General features: G+C 72.8%; 18 protein-coding genes and 1 other RNA gene. 7 read left to right on the top strand and 12 right to left on the bottom strand.

The features are described 5' to 3' along the window. The first annotated feature begins 97 nt into the window (after positions 1-97). The 3 genes from LGI35_RS15420 to LGI35_RS15410 are packed head-to-tail and all read left to right on the top strand — an operon-like array spanning position 98 to position 2945. Entirely contained in the window at positions 98-955 is an 858-nt protein-coding gene (locus tag LGI35_RS15420) for a Nif3-like dinuclear metal center hexameric protein (RefSeq protein WP_227294411.1), read from the top strand. After that, positions 952-1695, top strand: a complete 744-nt coding sequence (locus LGI35_RS15415; RefSeq protein WP_227300313.1) for a zinc ribbon domain-containing protein — start codon at positions 952-954, stop codon at positions 1693-1695. Before LGI35_RS15420 ends, LGI35_RS15415 begins: the two co-directional genes overlap by 4 nt. A gap of 8 nt (positions 1696-1703) precedes the next feature. Further along, a complete protein-coding gene (locus LGI35_RS15410) occupies positions 1704-2945 on the top strand; it encodes a bifunctional RNase H/acid phosphatase (RefSeq protein WP_227294410.1) in 1242 nt (413 codons plus the stop codon). An 8-nt stretch (positions 2946-2953) separates the two neighbouring features. Here the strand turns inward: LGI35_RS15410 and eda are convergent, their stop codons facing one another. Next, positions 2954-3574, bottom strand: a complete 621-nt coding sequence (eda, locus tag LGI35_RS15405; protein WP_227294409.1) for a bifunctional 4-hydroxy-2-oxoglutarate aldolase/2-dehydro-3-deoxy-phosphogluconate aldolase — start codon at positions 3572-3574, stop codon at positions 2954-2956. A gap of 99 nt (positions 3575-3673) precedes the next feature. After that, positions 3674-4480 (bottom strand): peroxide stress protein YaaA, encoded by an 807-nt coding sequence (gene yaaA / locus LGI35_RS15400; RefSeq protein WP_227294408.1) that lies wholly within the window; start codon positions 4478-4480, stop codon positions 3674-3676. A gap of 171 nt (positions 4481-4651) precedes the next feature. Between yaaA and LGI35_RS15395 the strand changes: the two genes are divergently transcribed. Further along, positions 4652-6100 carry an RNB domain-containing ribonuclease gene (locus tag LGI35_RS15395; protein ID WP_227294407.1) on the top strand — a complete coding sequence of 483 codons (1449 nt, stop codon included), beginning with the start codon at positions 4652-4654 and terminating at the stop codon, positions 6098-6100. Positions 6101-6129: 29 nt separating this feature from the next. Then, positions 6130-6539, top strand: an RNA gene (gene rnpB, locus LGI35_RS15390) — RNase P RNA component class A. A gap of 82 nt (positions 6540-6621) precedes the next feature. On the opposite strand, the gene LGI35_RS15385 is transcribed toward rnpB, so the two are convergent. The 6 genes from LGI35_RS15385 to LGI35_RS15360 all read right to left on the bottom strand — a co-directional run bounded on the left by LGI35_RS15385 (position 6622) and on the right by LGI35_RS15360 (position 10286). Then, positions 6622-6897 (bottom strand): DUF1876 domain-containing protein, encoded by a 276-nt coding sequence (locus LGI35_RS15385; RefSeq protein WP_116503665.1) that lies wholly within the window; start codon positions 6895-6897, stop codon positions 6622-6624. 87 nt (positions 6898-6984) lie between these two features. Then, on the bottom strand, positions 6985-7839 hold the full coding sequence (locus tag LGI35_RS15380) for a glycosyltransferase family 2 protein (RefSeq protein ID WP_376219721.1): 855 nt from the start codon (positions 7837-7839) through the stop codon (positions 6985-6987). Positions 7840-7971: 132 nt separating this feature from the next. Beyond that, positions 7972-8559, bottom strand: coding sequence for a GrpB family protein (locus LGI35_RS15375; protein WP_227294405.1), 588 nt, complete (start codon positions 8557-8559; stop codon positions 7972-7974). A 2-nt stretch (positions 8560-8561) separates the two neighbouring features. After that, positions 8562-9119, bottom strand: coding sequence for an MOSC domain-containing protein (locus LGI35_RS15370; protein ID WP_227294404.1), 558 nt, complete (start codon positions 9117-9119; stop codon positions 8562-8564). A 205-nt stretch (positions 9120-9324) separates the two neighbouring features. After that, positions 9325-9690, bottom strand: a complete 366-nt coding sequence (locus tag LGI35_RS15365) for a MazG-like family protein (protein WP_227294403.1) — start codon at positions 9688-9690, stop codon at positions 9325-9327. 23 nt (positions 9691-9713) lie between these two features. Beyond that, positions 9714-10286 carry a DoxX family protein gene (locus LGI35_RS15360; RefSeq protein WP_227294402.1) on the bottom strand — a complete coding sequence of 191 codons (573 nt, stop codon included), beginning with the start codon at positions 10284-10286 and terminating at the stop codon, positions 9714-9716. A gap of 215 nt (positions 10287-10501) precedes the next feature. On the opposite strand from LGI35_RS15360, the gene LGI35_RS15355 reads away from it, so the two are divergent. Beyond that, positions 10502-10825, top strand: a complete 324-nt coding sequence (locus LGI35_RS15355) for a nuclear transport factor 2 family protein (protein ID WP_227294401.1) — start codon at positions 10502-10504, stop codon at positions 10823-10825. A 21-nt stretch (positions 10826-10846) separates the two neighbouring features. Here LGI35_RS15355 and LGI35_RS15350 read toward each other — a convergent pair whose 3' ends face one another. The 3 genes from LGI35_RS15350 to LGI35_RS15340 form a co-directional block, all read right to left on the bottom strand. Then, on the bottom strand, positions 10847-11725 hold the full coding sequence (locus LGI35_RS15350; protein WP_227294400.1) for a PhzF family phenazine biosynthesis protein: 879 nt from the start codon (positions 11723-11725) through the stop codon (positions 10847-10849). Positions 11726-11844: 119 nt separating this feature from the next. Continuing rightward, the gene (locus LGI35_RS15345) at positions 11845-12306 is read right to left on the bottom strand and encodes a lamin tail domain-containing protein (protein WP_376539959.1); all 462 of its coding nucleotides are present in this window, start codon (positions 12304-12306) and stop codon (positions 11845-11847) included. Between the two features lie 105 nt (positions 12307-12411). Further along, on the bottom strand, positions 12412-13191 hold the full coding sequence (locus LGI35_RS15340; RefSeq protein ID WP_227294398.1) for an SDR family oxidoreductase: 780 nt from the start codon (positions 13189-13191) through the stop codon (positions 12412-12414). Between the two features lie 134 nt (positions 13192-13325). On the opposite strand from LGI35_RS15340, the gene LGI35_RS15335 reads away from it, so the two are divergent. Next, positions 13326-14975 (top strand): alkaline phosphatase D family protein, encoded by a 1650-nt coding sequence (locus LGI35_RS15335; RefSeq protein ID WP_227294397.1) that lies wholly within the window; start codon positions 13326-13328, stop codon positions 14973-14975. Between the two features lie 210 nt (positions 14976-15185). Here the strand turns inward: LGI35_RS15335 and LGI35_RS15330 are convergent, their stop codons facing one another. Then, positions 15186-16184 carry a Gfo/Idh/MocA family protein gene (locus LGI35_RS15330; RefSeq protein WP_227294396.1) on the bottom strand — a complete coding sequence of 333 codons (999 nt, stop codon included), beginning with the start codon at positions 16182-16184 and terminating at the stop codon, positions 15186-15188. Positions 16185-16260: the final 76 nt, after the last annotated feature.

The raw sequence follows: 16260 nt of genomic DNA, 5'->3' as shown, positions 1-16260 counted from the left end.
CGGTGGCCGGTAGCGGTACGTGAGCCCGTACCGCCCCCGGCCGCGGCCGTATGTGAGCCAGGGCCGACGGGGCATGGAGGGAAGGTAGCCTTTCACCGTGCCCCGTCTGTCTGAAGTCATCGCCGCGCTCGAGAAGCTGTGGCCCCCCGAGCGGGCCGAGTCGTGGGACGCGGTCGGCACGGTCGCCGGCGACCCCGACGCCGAGGTCTCCCGGGTCCTGTTCGCCGTGGACCCCGTCCAGGAGACCGTCGACGAGGCGGTGAAGCTGGGCGCGGACCTCCTGGTCACGCACCACCCGCTCTATCTGCGCGGCACGACGACCGTCGCCGCCACCACCTTCAAGGGCCGCGTCGTCCACACCCTGATCAAGAACGACGTCGCGCTGCACGTCGCGCACACCAATGCCGACCGCGCCGACCCGGGCGTCTCCGACGCACTCGCGGGGGCCCTCGACCTCCGCGTCACCGGCCCCCTCGTGCCGGACCCGACCGACCCCGCGGGCCGCCGCGGACTCGGCCGGATCTGCGAACTCGAACACCCCCTCACCCTGCGCGAACTGGTCGGCCTCGCGGCCGACCGGCTGCCCGCCACCGCGCAGGGCATCCGCGTCTCCGGCGACCTCGACGCGACGATCCGCACGATCGCCGTCAGCGGCGGCTCAGGCGACAGCCTCTTCGCCGACGTACGCGCCGCGGGCGTCGACGCCTTCCTCACCGCGGACCTGCGCCACCACCCGGCCTCGGAGGCCCGCGAACAGAGCCCGCTGGCGCTGCTCGACGCCGCCCACTGGGCCACCGAGCAGCCCTGGTGCGAGCTGGCCGCAGCCCAGCTCGACGAGATCTCCGACCGCAAGGGATGGGGACTTCGCGTCCACGTCTCGAAGACGGTCACCGACCCCTGGACCGCCCACGCGGCGTCCAACGCCACACCGATCCCAACTGGAGCCCCCAACTGAACGCCGCGCCCGCCGACCAGATCCGACTTCTCGACGTCCAGGCCCTGGACGTACGACTGTCGCAGCTCGCGCACAAGCGCAAGTCGCTGCCCGAGCACGCCGAGATCGAGTCGCTGAACAAGGACCTCACGCAGCTGCGCGACCTGCACGTCGCCGCGCAGACCGAGGAGAGTGACTGCGCCCGCGAGCAGACCAAGGCCGAGCAGGACGTCGACCAGGTCCGCCAGCGCGCCGCCCGTGACCAGCAGCGCCTGGACTCCGGCGCCGTCACGTCCCCCAAGGACCTGGAGAACCTCCAGCGCGAGATCGCCTCGCTCGCCAAGCGCCAGGGCGACCTGGAGGACGTCGTCCTCGAGGTCATGGAGCGCCGCGAGTCCGCGCAGGAGCGCTTCGAGGAGCTCACCGGGCGGGTCGCCTCCGTCCAGGGCAAGATCGACGACGCGACGGCCCGCCGCGACGCCTCCTTCGAGGAGCTCGACGGCGAGACCGCCACGGCCACGAAGGAGCGCGGGATCGTCGCCGGTTCCGTCCCCGAGGACCTGCTGAAGCTCTACGACAAGCTGCGCGTCAAGGAGGGCGGCGTCGGTGCGGCCCGCCTCTACCAGCGCCGCTGCGAGGGCTGCCAGCTGGAGCTGAACATCACCGAGCTGAACGAGGTGCGGGCCGCGGCGCCCGACTCCGTGGTGCGCTGCGAGAACTGCCACCGGATCCTGGTGCGCACGTCCGAGTCCGGCCTGTAGGAGCCTTCGTGGTGCGGGAGTTCATCGTCGAGGCCGACGGCGGTTCCCGGGGCAACCCGGGGCCCGCGGGCTACGGCTCGGTCGTCATCGACGCGGCGACGGGGGAGACCCTGGCGGAGGCCGCCGAGTACATCGGCGTCGCCACGAACAACGTCGCCGAGTACCGGGGACTCGTGGCCGGTCTGCGTGCCGCGCACGCCCTCGACCCGCAGGCGTCGGTGCACGTCCGGATGGACTCCAAGCTCGTCGTCGAGCAGATGTCGGGCCGCTGGAAGATCAAGCACCCCGACATGAAGCCCCTCGCCGCCGAGGCGGCGACCGTGCTGCCGGCGTCGCAGGTGACGTACGAGTGGATCCCGCGCGAGCGGAACAAGCACGCGGACCGGCTCGCCAACGAGGCGATGGACGCGGGCAAGCAGGGCAAGCAGTGGGAGGCCTCGCGCTCGACCGCCGAGCTGGACACCTCGCGGCCCTCGGCGGACCGGGGGGCTCCGCCCGGGGACGCGGCGGCCGGGGCGGCGAAGGCGCGGGCCGCGCTCGCGGGAGCGCGGGGGACCGCGGACGCGCGCGCCGCAGGGAACGTGGCGAGCACCGCGTCCCAGGGCTGGTCGGCGGCGCCCGATCTCGGGGCGCCCGCCACCTTCGTACTCCTGCGGCACGGCGAGACCGCGCTCACGCCCGAGAAGCGGTTCTCCGGCTCCGGCGGCGCCGACCCCGAGCTGTCCGCCGCGGGACGCGCACAGGCCGAACGGGTCGCCGCGGCGCTCGCCGCGCGCGGCACCGTCCAGGCGATCGTCTCGTCGCCGCTCAAGCGGTGCCAGGAGACGGCGCGGACCGTCGCCGCCCGCCTCGGGCTCGACGTCCGCATCGAAGAGGGCCTGCGCGAGACGGACTTCGGCGCGTGGGAGGGCATGACCTTCGGGGAGGTCCGCGAGCGTTTCCCGGACGACATGAACGCCTGGCTCGCCTCGTCGAAGGCCGAACCGACCGGGGGCGGCGAGAGCTTCGCGGCGGTCGCCCGCCGGGTCACCGCGACGCGGGACCGGCTCGTCGGGCAGTACGCGGGACGCACGGTCCTGCTGGTCACACACGTCACGCCGATCAAGACGCTCGTGCGGCTCGCGCTCGGCGCGCCGCCGGAGTCACTGTTCCGGATGGAACTCTCGGCGGCGTCGCTCTCGGCGGTCGCGTACTACGGGGACGGCAACGCGAGCGTGCGCCTTCTCAACGAGACGGCGCACCTGCGCTGACGTCCGGGCTACTTGAGGCCGGCTGCTTCGCGGGCCAGTGTCTCGATCCGCGCCCAGTCCTTCGCCGCGACGGCGTCGGTGGGAAGCATCCAACTGCCGCCCACACAGCCGACGTTCTTGAGCGCCAGGTACGAGGGGGCCGAGCCGAGGGAGACACCGCCGGTCGGGCAGAACCGCGCCTGCGGCAGCGGACCGGCCAGCGACTTCAGGTACGGCACACCGCCCGCGGCCTCCGCGGGGAAGAACTTCATCTCGCTCACCCCGCGCTCCAGGAGTGCCACGACCTCCGACGTCGTGGAGACGCCCGGCAGGAACGGCACCCCGGACCCCTTCATCGCGTCGAGCAGCGTGTCGGTCCAGCCGGGGCTGACCAGGAAGCGCGCTCCGGCCGCGACGGAGTCGGCGACGTTCTGCGGTGAGATGACCGTGCCCGCGCCGACGACGGCGTCCGGCACCTCGTTCGCGACGGCGCGGATCGCGTCCAGCGCGGCCGGCGTCCGCAGCGTCACCTCGATCGCCCGCAGACCGCCCGCGACGAGCGCCCGTGCGAGCGGCACGGCGTCGGCGACGTCCTCCACGACGACGACGGGTACGACAGGGGCGAGATCGAGCACGGAGGAATCAGTCATGGGGCCATCCTGCCCCGTGCCGTGCAGCATGCGCAAAGGGCGTTGCGCATGCTGCAATGCATTCGGGACTGGTACTCCGTGGATCTGCGTCACCACTACTCAGTGGATCTGCGTCACCACCACGTCGAGCGCCCACGCCGCCCCCGCCTTCGCGGGCGCCTGCGCCTCCACGACATGGCCGAGATCCCGCAGCGCCTCGACCAGCTCGGCGGGGTCCGCGGGCGTGGTGCCGGTCTCCAGGAGCGTGCGCACGATCCGGCCCTTCGTCGCCTTGTTGAAGTGCGACACGACCGAGCGCTTCTCCACACCGGTCACCGGATCCGTCTGCGCGTGCAGCACCCGCACCGTCGCCGTACGCCCCGCGACCTCCCCCTTCGGCTTCCACGCACTCGTGTACGCGGACGACCTCAGGTCGAGCACCAGCCCGTCCCCGGCCGCCTCGGGAAGCACCTCCGCCATCGGCGTGCGCCAGTGCGCGCCGAGCGCCCCGAGCCCCGGCAGCTTCACACCCATCGAGCAGCGGTACGAAGGAATCCGGTCGCTCACCCGCACCGCGCCCCACAGGCCCGAGAACACCAGCAGCGAACGCGTCGCCCGGCGCTTCGCCGCCGCGTCCAGGGTGGCGAGACCGAGCGCGTCGTAGAGGACCCCCGTGTAGATCTCACCGGCCGGGCGCGCGCCCGCCGTGCGCAGCTCCACGTTCTTCGCGATCTCGCCGCGCAGTCCCTCGCTGAGGCCGAGCACCTCGCGGGCCTTGTCCTCGTCGGCGGCACACAGCTCGACCAGCTCGTCGAGCACAGCCTGCCGCGCCCCGGCGAGCCCCGCCAGGGACAGCGACTCAGGCTTCAGCGGGGCGCCGCGGCCCGACGGGGCCTTGCCTTCGGACGGCGGCAGCAGCACGAGCACGATCGGACTCCTCGGGACAGTGATGCGGAACAGGGGGTGCGGCCCCAGCGAAAGCGTACGGAAGGGAAGGGGGTGCCGGGGAACACGGGGCGCCCCGAATCCGAGGGCGCCGCGGCCTTGGGGGCCCGGTCACGGCGTGCCGACGTCCCCGCCCCGTCCTACGCTCGGTGCATGCCCCGCCGTCATCTCCGTGTGACCGGCGCAGCCGAGGCCCCGCTGCGTGCCGCACTGCGTGAACTGCGTACGACCCTGGACGTCCCCGGGGCCTTCCCGGCCGACGCCCTCGCGGAGGCGGAACGAGCCGCGGCGGCCCCGCACCCGCCGGAACCGGGCGGCAGGGACGCCACCGACATCCCCTTCTTCACGATCGACCCGCCGGCCTCCGTCGACCTCGACCAGGCGATGCACCTCTCGCGCCGCGACGGCGGCTACCGGGTCCGCTACGCCATCGCCGACGTCGCCGCGTACGTCACGCCCGGCGGCCCCCTCGACACCGAGGCCCACCGCCGCGTCACCACGCTCTACTTCCCCGACGAAAAGGTCCCCCTGCACCCCACCGTGCTCAGCGAGGGCGCCGCCAGCCTGCTCCCCGGCCAGACCTGCCCCGCCGTCCTGTGGACGCTCGACCTCGACGCCGAGGGGCGCACCGTGGCCACCGACGTGGCCCGCGCCACCGTCCGCAGCCGCGCCAAGCTCGACTACGAAGGCGTGCAGCGGGCCATCGACGACGGCAGCGCCGAGGAACCCGTGGCGCTGCTGCGCGACATCGGGCGCCTGCGCGAACAGCTGGAGACCGAACGCGGCGGCATCTCCCTCAACGTCCCGGAACAGGAGATCACCGAACGCGACGGCCGCTACGAGCTCGGCTACCGCGCCCCGCTCCCCGCCGACGGCTGGAACGCCCAGATCTCCCTGCTCACCGGCATGGCCGCCGCCGACCTCATGCTCGCCGCCGGCACCGGCATCCTGCGCACCCTGCCCGCCGCCCCCGACGGCGCCGTCGGCCGCCTGCGCCGCACGGCCCACGCCCTGCACATCGACTGGCCGCACCACGTCCCGTACGCCCAGCTCATCCGCTCCCTCGACCCGAGGAAGCCGCACCACGCGGCCTTCCTCCAGGAGTGCACGACGCTCCTGCGCGGCGCCGGCTACACCGTGTTCAGCGGCGGCACGCTGCCCGAGCTCACCGTCCACGCCGCGGTCGCCGCGCCCTACGCCCACTGCACGGCCCCGCTGCGCCGCCTCGCCGACCGCTACGCCTGTGAACTGTGCCTGGCCGCCTGCGCGGGCAGCCCGCCCCCGGAGTGGGTGCTCGCCGCGCTGCCCGGCCTGCCGAAGGAGATGGCGGACGGCACGCGCCGGGCCAACGCCGTCGAGCGCGGCTGCGTGGACATCGTCGAGGCGGCGCTCCTCAAGGACCGGATCGGCGATGTCTTCGAGGCGTGCGTCGTCGACGTGAAGGACCACGAACCGGCCGTCGGTACCGTCCAGTTGACCGACCCCGCGGTCGTCGCCCGCATCGAGGGCGGTACGGCTCCGCTGCCGCTGGGGGAGCGGCTGCGGGTACGGCTGACGCAGGCGGACCCCGGGGCGGCGAAGGTTCAGTTCGCCCCGGCCTGAGCGCCGGGTAGCATGGTCGGCACGGCAGACGAGCCGGGCGGACGGCCGCGTGAGGAGCCCTTTCACCAGGGTTTCTCCCGAGGAACGTCCGGGCTCCACAGGGCAAGGTGGTGGCTAACGGCCACCCGGGGTGACCCGCGGGACAGTGCCACAGAAAACAGACCGCCGGGGACCGCAAGGCCCTCGGTAAGGGTGAAACGGTGGTGTAAGAGACCACCAGCGCCTGAGGTGACTCAGGCGGCTAGGTAAACCCCACTTGGAGCAAGGTCAAAAGGAGCCGCCTCGGCGACTCTGCGCGGACGTTCGAGGGCTGCCCGCCCGAGTCCGCGGGTAGACCGCACGAGGCCCGTAGCAATGCGGGCCCTAGATGGATGGCCGTCTCCCCGGCCGCCGCGAGGCGACCGGGCGACAGAACCCGGCGTACAGCCCGACTCGTCTGCCTGCCAGGTCCTTGACCTGTGCCAACTCCTCGGCTGCCGTGGACGGTGCCCTGCCCGGGGAGAATCCGGTGACAATCAGCCTCACCGCAACATGTGCGACGTCCGGCCCGACGCCTCGTCGATCTCGTCGTGCGCCTTCGTCAGCATCTTCATCGCCAGCTCGTTGAGCGCCCTCGCTCCCGCGACCTCCTCGCCGACGCGTGGCTGGTTCGCGTCGGAGGGGTGGCGGCTCGCGTAGCCATGGGCCCGTACCTCGCTCCCGTCGGGGAGCCGGACGAGCGCGGCGGCACGCGTGCGGTGTGTGTCTTCCTCGAATTCCATCTCGACATGCCATCCGACAGCGGTCTGTGCCGACATCGTGATCACCTCCGGGACTGCTATTTCCAGGGTGCGCCTGTCGGGCTCCCTACGCACCATGTCCCGCTGCGCCGCTCGCGAACCGGCTCAGATCACCGGTGGCCGCCCGAGCCGCGTCATGCGCCACGCGGTGCGCCAGCGCATCGGCCGCCGGCCCCCGCACGGCGTGCGGACGCCCTCCACGAAGCCGCCCGCCCACGCGCGCAGGCCCCCGGCGGACCGGGTGCGGGCGAGCGTGAGGAGGGTCCAGGTGCCGAGGTAGAGCGGGATCAGGGGGAGCGGGAGCCGGCGGCGGGCCAGCCAGACGCGGTTGCGGGCCGTCATGCGGTGGTAGACGGCGTGCCGGGCGGGCGAGGTCTTGGGGTGCTGGAGCAGGAGCGACGGCTCGTAGACGACCTTCCACCCGGCGTCCAGGGCGCGCCAGGCCAGGTCGGTCTCCTCGTGCGTGAAGAAGAAGTCGGCGGGCCAGTCGCCGGTCTCGGCGAGCATGCGCATCGAGAACGCGTGGCCGCCGCCGAGGAACGCCGTCACCTCACCGCCCCGCATCGGGTCCTTCGCGCGCAGCCGCGGCACGTGGCGGCGCTGCGTCTCGCCGTGCTCGTCCGCGATGCGGAAGCCGACGATGCCGAGGCGCGGGTCGCCGGCGTACAGGTCGCGGACCGTACGGAAGACGTCCGCGTCGACGAGGAGCCCGTCGTCGTCGAGCTCGACCGCCACGTCCACGTCGCCGAAGTCGCGCAGGCGCGCCAGGGCGACGTTGCGGCCGCCGGGGCAGCCGAGGTTGTCGTCGAGTTCGACGGTCGTGACGGTGAAGGGCAGGCCGGAGCCGGAGAAGTCGGGCAGCGGCGAGCCGTTGCCGACGAGGACGACCCGCGTCGGCGGCACGTCCTGTTTCGCGACCGCCGCCAGGAGGGCGTCGACCTCCCTGGGCCTGTTGCCCATCGTCACGATCGCGACGCCCAGACGCGGCGGTTGCTCCACGGCCGACTCCCCATTTCCTCGGACATCCCGGTGCGGTGCCCGCGATCGTAGCCGTTCACCGGGAAGTCACCGGGCAGCCAGGGGGAGTTGGGATCAGGTGCCGGGTTCCGCCGTCCATCCCGTCTCGGCCGCCCAGGGTTCCGCGACGGCCACCACCAGGTCGACCACCGGGTCCTTCACGTCGGCGTAGGTGCCGGTGTCGGCGACCCGGGAGGCGAGGGCGTACTTGAAGTGGGCGTAGGCCGTGACCGCCTCCGGGTGGGTGCGGAACCAGTCGCGGAAGAGCAGGGCCAGGCGTTCGTTGGGGGAGCCGGCGAGACGTACGTGCAGGTTGACCGGCTCCGCGGGCGTGCCGCGCCGGGACCAGAAGCGCTTGGCCCAGCGGGTCGGTACGTCGTCCAGGCCCGCCGGTACGTGGTCGCGGCGGTAGGGGGAGATCCGGAAGCCCAGGTCCGCGAGGGGGCCCGCGAAAGCGGCCTCCGCCTCGTCGAGGTCGGCGACGCTCACCTGGAGGTCGTAGACCGGCTTGGCCGCCATTCCGGGGATGGCCGTGCTGCCGATGTGTTCCGTCCGCAGGGCCATCGGGCCCAGCGCCGCGCCGAGTTCGGCACACAGCGCGCGGCCCCGCTCCGGCCAGGCCGGGTCGTACGGGGCGACGACGGGGATCTCCGACTCGGGCATCATCAGACGGCTGCCAGCGCGACGTGCGGCCCGGCCGGCAGGACCACGCGGATCGCGTCGCCGGGGCGCACCACGCCACCGGTCCGCACCACGCTCATGATCCCGCCCTTGCGGACGACCGCCCCGTTCTCGTCGCGCCCGACGACCCGCTTGAGCAGCCCGTCCTGGAAATGGTCGATCTGCCGGCACGGGTTGCGCAGGCCCGTGACCTCGACGACGGCGCCGCCCTCGCCCAGATGCAGGAGCGTGCCCGCGGGCAGGGCGAGGAGGTCGATACCGGTCGTCGTGACGTTCTCGCCGAGGTCGCCGGGAGCCACGTCGTGGCCCTGCTCGGCGACCTCGGCGAACAGCTCCTCGTGCATCAGGTGGACCTGCCGCAGGTTCGGCTGCGTCGGGTCCTTCGCGACGCGGGAGCGGTGCTTGACCGTGACGCCCGCGTGCACGTCGCCCTCGACACCGAGCCCGGCGAGCAGCGTGATGCTCTCCCGGTTCGGCTTCGTGAAGGAGTACGTCTCGTTGCTGCTGACCGCGATGACCTCGCCGCCGTCGAACCTGCCCATGCCGGGCCCCCGTTTCCGCGCCGGTGATCCCTGATCCCGGCCGCCTGATCCGTGATCCCGGCCGTCCGGACCGCGATCCACGCCGAGCCTAACCCTGCCGAACACGAAGGGCTTCAGCCCGCGTGCTCCGCGATCCGCGCCGCCACGTCACCCGGCGCCCGCTCCGTCGTGCCGACGACGGTCGCCGCGCGCGCCGGCCGGACGATCACGAGGCGAGCGACCTCTCCGCCACCCGGCGCAGATGCGCCGCCAGCACTTCGGGGGCCTCAGGGGTGAGCGAGCGCAGGGCGACCAGGGCCGTCACCACGACGTCGCACAGTTCCGACTCGACGTCCTGCCAGGAGTGGCTCTCGCCCTTGCGCGGGTTCTGGCCCTTCGCGCCGATGACCGCCTGGGCGACCTCGCCGACCTCCTCCGACAGCTTCAGCACCCGCAGCAGAAGGGCCTCGTCCGCGCTGCGGCGGTTGTGCGATTCGAGCCAGGCGTGCAGCCCGTCGACGGTCTCCCACACGCTGTCGTACGTGGGCGGGGCGAGGTCGTGCCGGGCGCTGGGCCGCGTGGTGTCGGACATACCCGCAGCCTGCCACGGATGGGCTACTCGTCCGTGCCCTCCGGGGAATACTCTCCCGGACCCGGCTGCGGACCCGGCCCGCGCACCCGCTTGTTGCGCGATGCCACGACCGCGAGCGCCGCCGCGGCGCTGCCCACGAGCGCGGCCGGGACCATCCAGTGCCGGTCCAGGGTGTGGCCGAGCGCGTGGTCGAGGGAGTAACGGCCCGCGCCGGTCACCGCGAGTCCCGCCGCGATGAAGCCGAGGAAGGCCGGGTACTCGTAGCCGCCGCCCTGGGCGAAGAAGCCGTTGGGCGCGTGCACCGCGGCCGCGCCGGCCATCGTGCCCGCCGCGGCGGCCCCGCCGACGGGGGTGGCGAGGCCGAGGGCGAGCAGGACGCCGCCGCCCGCCTCGCCTAGGCCGGCGGCCAGGGCGCTCGCCTTCGGCGGGGCGTAGCCCATGGCCTCCATCGCGGCGGTCGTGCCGCGCAGGCCCCCGCCGCCGAACCAGCCGAGCAGCTTCTGCGCTCCGTGCGCGGCGAGCACACCGCCCGTGCCCACGCGCAGCACGAGCAGTCCCAGGTCTTTGCGGTCCACACAAGGCTTGTGGCAGGTCATGGTCCTACGGTGCTTGTGACAGGTCATGCTCCTACGGTCCGGCAGGCCGGGCCGCGGCACCCGGCGCGCGGGCCCGTTCGGGTGGCGTGTCCCGGGCCGCGGTGTGAGTCTGGGCCGGGGGCCCGGGCCCCCGTGGGGCCGGGGCCCCGACCCGGCGACGAACGACCGGAAGGTCCGGAACCGTGGCGCCGGAAGGAGAGGCAGGAGAAGGCGTAATGCCCATCCAGACAACCAAGCTCAGCGACCCGGCCGTCCGGGCCTTCGTCACCGCGGTGAACGCCCACGACCGGGAGGCCTTCCGCGCCGCCCTCGCGCCCGGCGCGACCATGTCCGACGACGGGTCCGACCGGGACATCGAGGACTGGACCGGCCGCGAGATCTTCGACTCCAACGGACACATGGAGATCGAGAAGGAGTACGCGCACGGCCTGGCCCTGACCGCCCTCTACCGCAACGACGCCTGGGGCGAGATGCGGACGAAGTGGCAGTTCGTCGTGGCGGGCGGCAAGGTGACCCGCTTCGAGACCGGTCAGGCGTAACTCCCCGGTCCGCACTACCGGTCAGCCGGGAATCCGTACCGCCGCGCCGCTCACCCGGACCCGAGGGTCGCCCTCGCGCAGTGTCACCGTCAGCTCGCCCGGGCGGCCCATGTCCTCGCCCTGGTGGAGGGTGAGGACCGCCTCGGAGGGGACGAGTCCGAGTGCGCGCGCGTACGCGCCGAACGCGGCCGCGGCGGCGCCCGTCGCGGGGTCCTCCACGACACCGCCGACCGGGAACGGGTCACGGGCGTGGAAGACGAACTCCGAGGCACGCCACACCAGTTGGACCGTGGTCAGGTCGAGGCGGTGCATCAGGGCCTCGAGGCGCGCGAAGTCGTAGGAGAGGTCCGCGAGCCGCGCGCGGGTGGCGGCCGCGAGGACGAGGTGGCGGGCACCCGCGTACGCGATGCGCGGCGGGAACGCCGGGTCGAGATCGGCGGCCGGCCAGCCGAGCGCGGCGAGCGCCTCGGCCAGATCGTCGGGCGCCACGTCGGTGATGTGCGGCTCGACGCTCGTGAGCGTCGCGCGCGGGGTGCCGTCGGCGCCCCGGTCGACCGTCACCGGCACCTCGCCGGCCTGCGTCGAGAAGAGGTAGTCGCCGGGGCCGTGGATCTCGCCCAGCGCGACGGCCGTCGCCACGGTGGCGTGCCCGCAGAACGGGACCTCGGCCTTGGGGCTGAAGTAACGCACGGTGTACGAGCGCTGCGCGCCGTCGGACGCGGGGGCGCCGCCGGGCGCAGGGGTCAGGAACGCCGACTCGCTGTATCCGAGGCGCGCCGCGATGGCGAGCATCTCCTCGTCGTCGAGCGCATGCGCGTCGAGCACGACACCGGCGGGGTTGCCGCCCGCGGGGTCCGTGGTGAAGGCGGTGTACCGCAGCACGTCGGAGTTGGTGTTCATGACGGGGGAGCGTAGCGCGGGCAGCCGCAGCGCGGCCCGGGTCCTCCCGCGGTCCCGTCGGCAGGTCCCCCCTGCCCCGGGCCGTGGAACGGCTGCCCGCCTTCCCCCTCGGAAGTGGCTCAGTGGCAGCTGATCCCGCCGGGCCCGTCGCCCCACGAGCAGGAGTCGAGCTGAGCGCCGCTCGGCTTGATGAGGCGGGCCTTGTCGCCGGTGTTGTTCCAGACGTACGAGCCGCGGCCCCAGTAGCGCACACCGGAGGCGTTGGTGCCCTTGCCGGTGCGGACCTTGACGGTCTTGCCGGCGCCGATGTTGTAGCTGCCGAACGTGTACGTGTAGCCGGTGTTGTCCTTGAGCTTGTAGCCCTTGAGCTGGATCGCGGAGCGGGTGTTGTTGTGGATGTTCACCCACTCCGCGTTCAGCGAGGAGTTCGACCGGTTGTCGCTGCCGGGGCTGTCGTACTGGATGTAGCCCAGGTGCAGACCGCCCTGGTGGGCGGCCGCGGAGGCCGGGGACGTGGCGAGCAGCGAGACCGACAGGGCGCCGGCAGCCAGGGCGGCGGTGACCGTGGAACGTGTGCGCAAAGTGTGCTCCGGTTGTGAAGTTCTCATGGAGAGATGCTGAGCATACGGGCAGCGCTGCCCTGAATTGGGGTGGTAGGTCCCATTCCGCTTGTGGAGATTAACCTCTCAACCGCGCCCGATGTACGGCATGTTGGTCGCCAGGACCGTCGCGAACTGCACGTTCGCCTCCAGGGGCAGCTCGGCCATGTGCCGCACCGTGCGCGCCACGTCCGCGACATCCATCACCGGCTCCGGCGCCAGCCTTCCGTCGGCCTGGAGGATCCCGGTCTGCATGCGTTCCGTCATGTCGGTCGCCGCGTTGCCGATGTCGATCTGGCTGCACGCGATCCGGTACGGACGCCCGTCCAGGGACAGTGACTTCGTCAGCCCGGTCAGCGCGTGCTTCGTCGTCGTGTACGCGGTCGAGCGCGGCCGCGGCGTGTGTGCCGAGATGGAGCCGTTGTTGATGATCCGGCCGCCCTGCGGGTCCTGCTCCTTCATCTGCCGGAACGCCGCCTGCGCGCACAGGAACGCGCCGTTGAGGTTCGTGTCGACGACGTGGCGCCAGGCGTCGTACTCCAGGTCCTCGACCGGGACCGCCGGCCCGAACGTGCCCGCGTTGTTGAAGAGCAGGTCGAGGCGGCCGAACCGGTCGCGCACGGAGGAGAAGAGGGCGGCCACGTCCTCGGGGCTCGAGACGTCGGTGCGTACCGAGAGTGACCTGGCCGCGCTCTCGGGGGCGAGGGCCGCCGTCGCGTCGAGGGTCTCGGTGCGGCGGCCCGCGAGCGCCACCTGCCAGCCCGCGCGCAGCAGTTCGACGGCGACGGCCCGGCCGATGCCGGAGCCCGCGCCGGTCACCACGGCGGTCGGTACGTGCGGTTCCGGGGCGTTGTTCTGAGCGTTCATGGCCCCGGAGCGTACGGCAGGAGGGGTCATACGGAGATCACTCATCCGCCATGTGGCGGCCGTGCGCATGACAGGTCACCGTCGTCCCGCGGCACTCCAATTTCCTCTGACAGCAACCGTCAGGGGAGGGCCACATGACAGCCGAAGGACGCCATCCGAACCAGCACTCGCCCGAACTGCGCGTCGCGGCGGGCCACTTGGGCCGCCGCCGCTTCCTCACCGTCACGGGAGCCGCCGCCGCGCTCGCCTTCGCCACGAACCTGCCGGCCGCGGGAACCGCGAGCGCCGCCGAGTTCGACGCGGGGAAGATCACCGCCGACCCGTTCACGCTCGGCGTGGCCTCCGGCGACCCGCTGCCCGGCTCCGTCCTGCTGTGGACGCGCCTGGCCCCGTCCCCGTACGAGGCGGACAGCGGACTGCCCGCCCAGCGCGTAGCCGTCGAGTGGGAGCTCGCGCACGACGAGCGCTTCCGGCGCGTCGTCAGACGCGGCACGGCCACCGCGCACCCCGAGTTCAACCACTCCGTCCACGTCGAGGTCGACCACCTCGCGCCGGGCGGCGTCTACTACTACCGCTTCCGCGCCGGCAAGTGGGTCAGCGGGACCGGCCGGACGCGCACGGCGCCCTCCGCCCACGCCCGCACCTCGGCCCTCACCCTCGCCGCGGTCTCCTGCCAGGCCTACCACGACGGCTACTTCACGGCCTACAAGCACCTCGCCGCCGACCCCTCCGTGGACGTCGTCTTCCACCTCGGCGACTACCTCTACGAGTACGCCGTGAACTCCGCCGGCGGCGCCCGCGCCTACACGGGCGGTGAAGTACTGCCCGCCCACTTCAACCGCGAGACCGTGACGCTGGAGGACTACCGGCTGCGGTACGCGCTCTACAAGTCCGACCCGGACCTGCGGGCCGCGCACGCCGCGCACCCCTTCATCGTCACCTGGGACGACCACGAGACCGAGAACAACTACGCGGACGACATCGACGAACAGGACGGCCCGCCCGCCGAGTTCCTGCTGCGCCGCGCCTCCGCGTACCGCGCCTACTGGGAGAACCAGCCCCTGCGCCGCCCGCAACTCCCGCAGGGTCCCGACGCCCAGATGTACCGGCGCCTGACCTGGGGCAAGCTGGCCCAGTTCGACATCCTCGACACCCGCCAGTACCGCTCCAACCAGGCGTACGGCGACGGCTCCCACGTCCCCGGGCCCGAGTCGGACGACCCGGCGCGCACCATCACCGGCGCCACGCAGGAGCGGTGGCTGATCGACGGCTGGCGCCGCTCGCGCGCCCTGTGGAACGTCGTCCCGCAGCAGGTCACCTTCTCGCAGCGCAAGCTCGACCTGAACGCGGCCGCGAAGGTGTCCATGGACGCGTGGGACGGCTACCGCGCCTCGCGCCAGAGGGTCCTCGCCGGAGCCAGGGCCGCCGGCGTCGACAACCTGATGGTGCTCACCGGCGACGTGCACGTCGGCTACGCCTTCGACATCAAGGACGACTTCGACGACCCGTCGTCGAAGACCCTCGGCACGGAGATCGTCGCCACGTCCATCAGCAGCGGCAAGGACGGCTCGGACAAGCCGGCGAACTGGGGCACCTACACCCAGGCCAACCCGCACCTGAAGTTCTACAACGGACGCCGCGGCTACGTGACGGTCGCGCTCGGCGAGCACGAGGCCCGCGCCGACTTCAAGACGGTCCCGGCGGTGACGACGCCGGGAGCCCCGATCACCACGGCGGCGTCGTTCGTGACGGCGGTGGGCAAGCAGGGGCTGCGCCCGGCATAACGGGGGCGGCCGCCGCCACCCCGCGCCCCTGAGTGCTTTTCGGGGGCGCGGGAGTCGCTTCATCGGCGCGGGCAGCTTCCTTTCGAGCGGGCCCGGGGCCGCCTTCTCGGAGGCGCAGGTACTTGTCGTCAGGGGCGCGGGGAACTGCGCGACAAGCCCTCTCCGGGCGTCACCCGGCGACGAAACCGCAATGTGCCGGCCGGGATGCCGCTACCCCTCCGATGGATACCGCACCCCGATCCGCTCCCGGACGGAGTCCAAGGTGCGCATCACGGCGAGCGACCCCGCCAGCGGCACGAGCGGCGACTCCGTGTCGCCGGCCCGCACCCGGTGCATCACCTCGCCCGCCTCATGCCGGAGGCTGTCGCGCGGCCCGTCCCCCGGCTCCGCCGTGAACTCCTGCGGCTCCCGCCCGTCGCGGTGCAGCACGAACCGGTCCGGGTAGAAGAAGCCGTGCGGAATGTCGATACGGCCCTTGGAGCCCGTGATCGACGCGGTGACCGGAGTGCCCGCGTCGATGGAGCAGTTGAGCAGCGCGTGAGCGCCGCTCTCCCACGAGAGCAGCATTCCCGTGCGGAGATCGACGCCCTCGTCCGAGAGCGCCGCTCTCGCGGTCACCTCCGACGGCTCACCGAGGATCAGGTGAGCGAACGACACCGGATACACGCCCAGATCGAGCAGCGCGCCCCCGCCCTGCGCGGGATCCCGCAGCCGGTGTGCCGGAGGGAAGGGCCCGGCGAGGCCGAAGTCGGCCTGCACCGTGCGGACTTCACCGATCGCGCCGTCGTCGACCAGCGCCTTCAGCCTCCTGATCAGCGGATGGCAGTACATCCACATGGCCTCCATCAGGAAGAGGCCGCGGCTGCGGGCGAGCGTCACCAGCTCCTCCGCCTCGCGCGAGTTCAGCGTGAACGCCTTCTCGCACAGGACCGCCCGGCCCGCCTCCAGGCACAGCCCGGCGGCCGCGCGGTGCGCGGAGTGCGGGGTCGCGACGTACACGACGTCGACGTCCTCGTCCTCGGCGAGCGAGGACCAGTCCCCGTACGCCCGAGGGATCCCGAACCGCTCCGCGAACGCCTTCGCCGAGGCGTCGGAGCGGGACGCCACGGCGACGACCTCCGCGTCCGGCATGTCGAGAAGATTCGCCGTGAAGGACGCGGCGATGCCCCCGGTCGCCAGGACGCCCCACCGCACACGCTCACGTTCCACCACTGAAGGCCCCCTGCCAGGTCCCGGCCACTGCCCTGGCCGGCACGTCACGAAATGTGGTCTCAACCAATGCACC

The sequence above is a fragment of the Streptomyces longhuiensis genome (assembly GCF_020616555.1).
Lineage (GTDB): Bacteria > Actinomycetota > Actinomycetes > Streptomycetales > Streptomycetaceae > Streptomyces > Streptomyces longhuiensis.
Note: the sequence above shows the minus strand (reverse complement) of the source record. Positions and strands in the feature narration are given on the sequence as shown.

What these genes read in the sequence shown, in the direction of transcription:
- eda (WP_227294409.1), bottom strand. Translation starts at nt 3,574, where the DNA reads ATGACTGATTCCTCCGTGCTCGATCTCGCCCCTGTCGTACCCGTCGTC.
- LGI35_RS15395 (WP_227294407.1), top strand. Translation starts at nt 4,652, where the DNA reads ATGCCCCGCCGTCATCTCCGTGTGACCGGCGCAGCCGAGGCCCCGCTG.
- LGI35_RS15385 (WP_116503665.1), bottom strand. Translation starts at nt 6,897, where the DNA reads ATGTCGGCACAGACCGCTGTCGGATGGCATGTCGAGATGGAATTCGAG.
- LGI35_RS15380 (WP_376219721.1), bottom strand. Translation starts at nt 7,839, where the DNA reads ATGGGCAACAGGCCCAGGGAGGTCGACGCCCTCCTGGCGGCGGTCGCG.
- LGI35_RS15375 (WP_227294405.1), bottom strand. Translation starts at nt 8,559, where the DNA reads ATGCCCGAGTCGGAGATCCCCGTCGTCGCCCCGTACGACCCGGCCTGG.
- LGI35_RS15370 (WP_227294404.1), bottom strand. Translation starts at nt 9,119, where the DNA reads ATGGGCAGGTTCGACGGCGGCGAGGTCATCGCGGTCAGCAGCAACGAG.
- LGI35_RS15365 (WP_227294403.1), bottom strand. Translation starts at nt 9,690, where the DNA reads ATGTCCGACACCACGCGGCCCAGCGCCCGGCACGACCTCGCCCCGCCC.
- LGI35_RS15360 (WP_227294402.1), bottom strand. Translation starts at nt 10,286, where the DNA reads ATGACCTGCCACAAGCCTTGTGTGGACCGCAAAGACCTGGGACTGCTC.
- LGI35_RS15355 (WP_227294401.1), top strand. Translation starts at nt 10,502, where the DNA reads ATGCCCATCCAGACAACCAAGCTCAGCGACCCGGCCGTCCGGGCCTTC.
- LGI35_RS15350 (WP_227294400.1), bottom strand. Translation starts at nt 11,725, where the DNA reads ATGAACACCAACTCCGACGTGCTGCGGTACACCGCCTTCACCACGGAC.
- LGI35_RS15340 (WP_227294398.1), bottom strand. Translation starts at nt 13,191, where the DNA reads ATGAACGCTCAGAACAACGCCCCGGAACCGCACGTACCGACCGCCGTG.
- LGI35_RS15335 (WP_227294397.1), top strand. Translation starts at nt 13,326, where the DNA reads ATGACAGCCGAAGGACGCCATCCGAACCAGCACTCGCCCGAACTGCGC.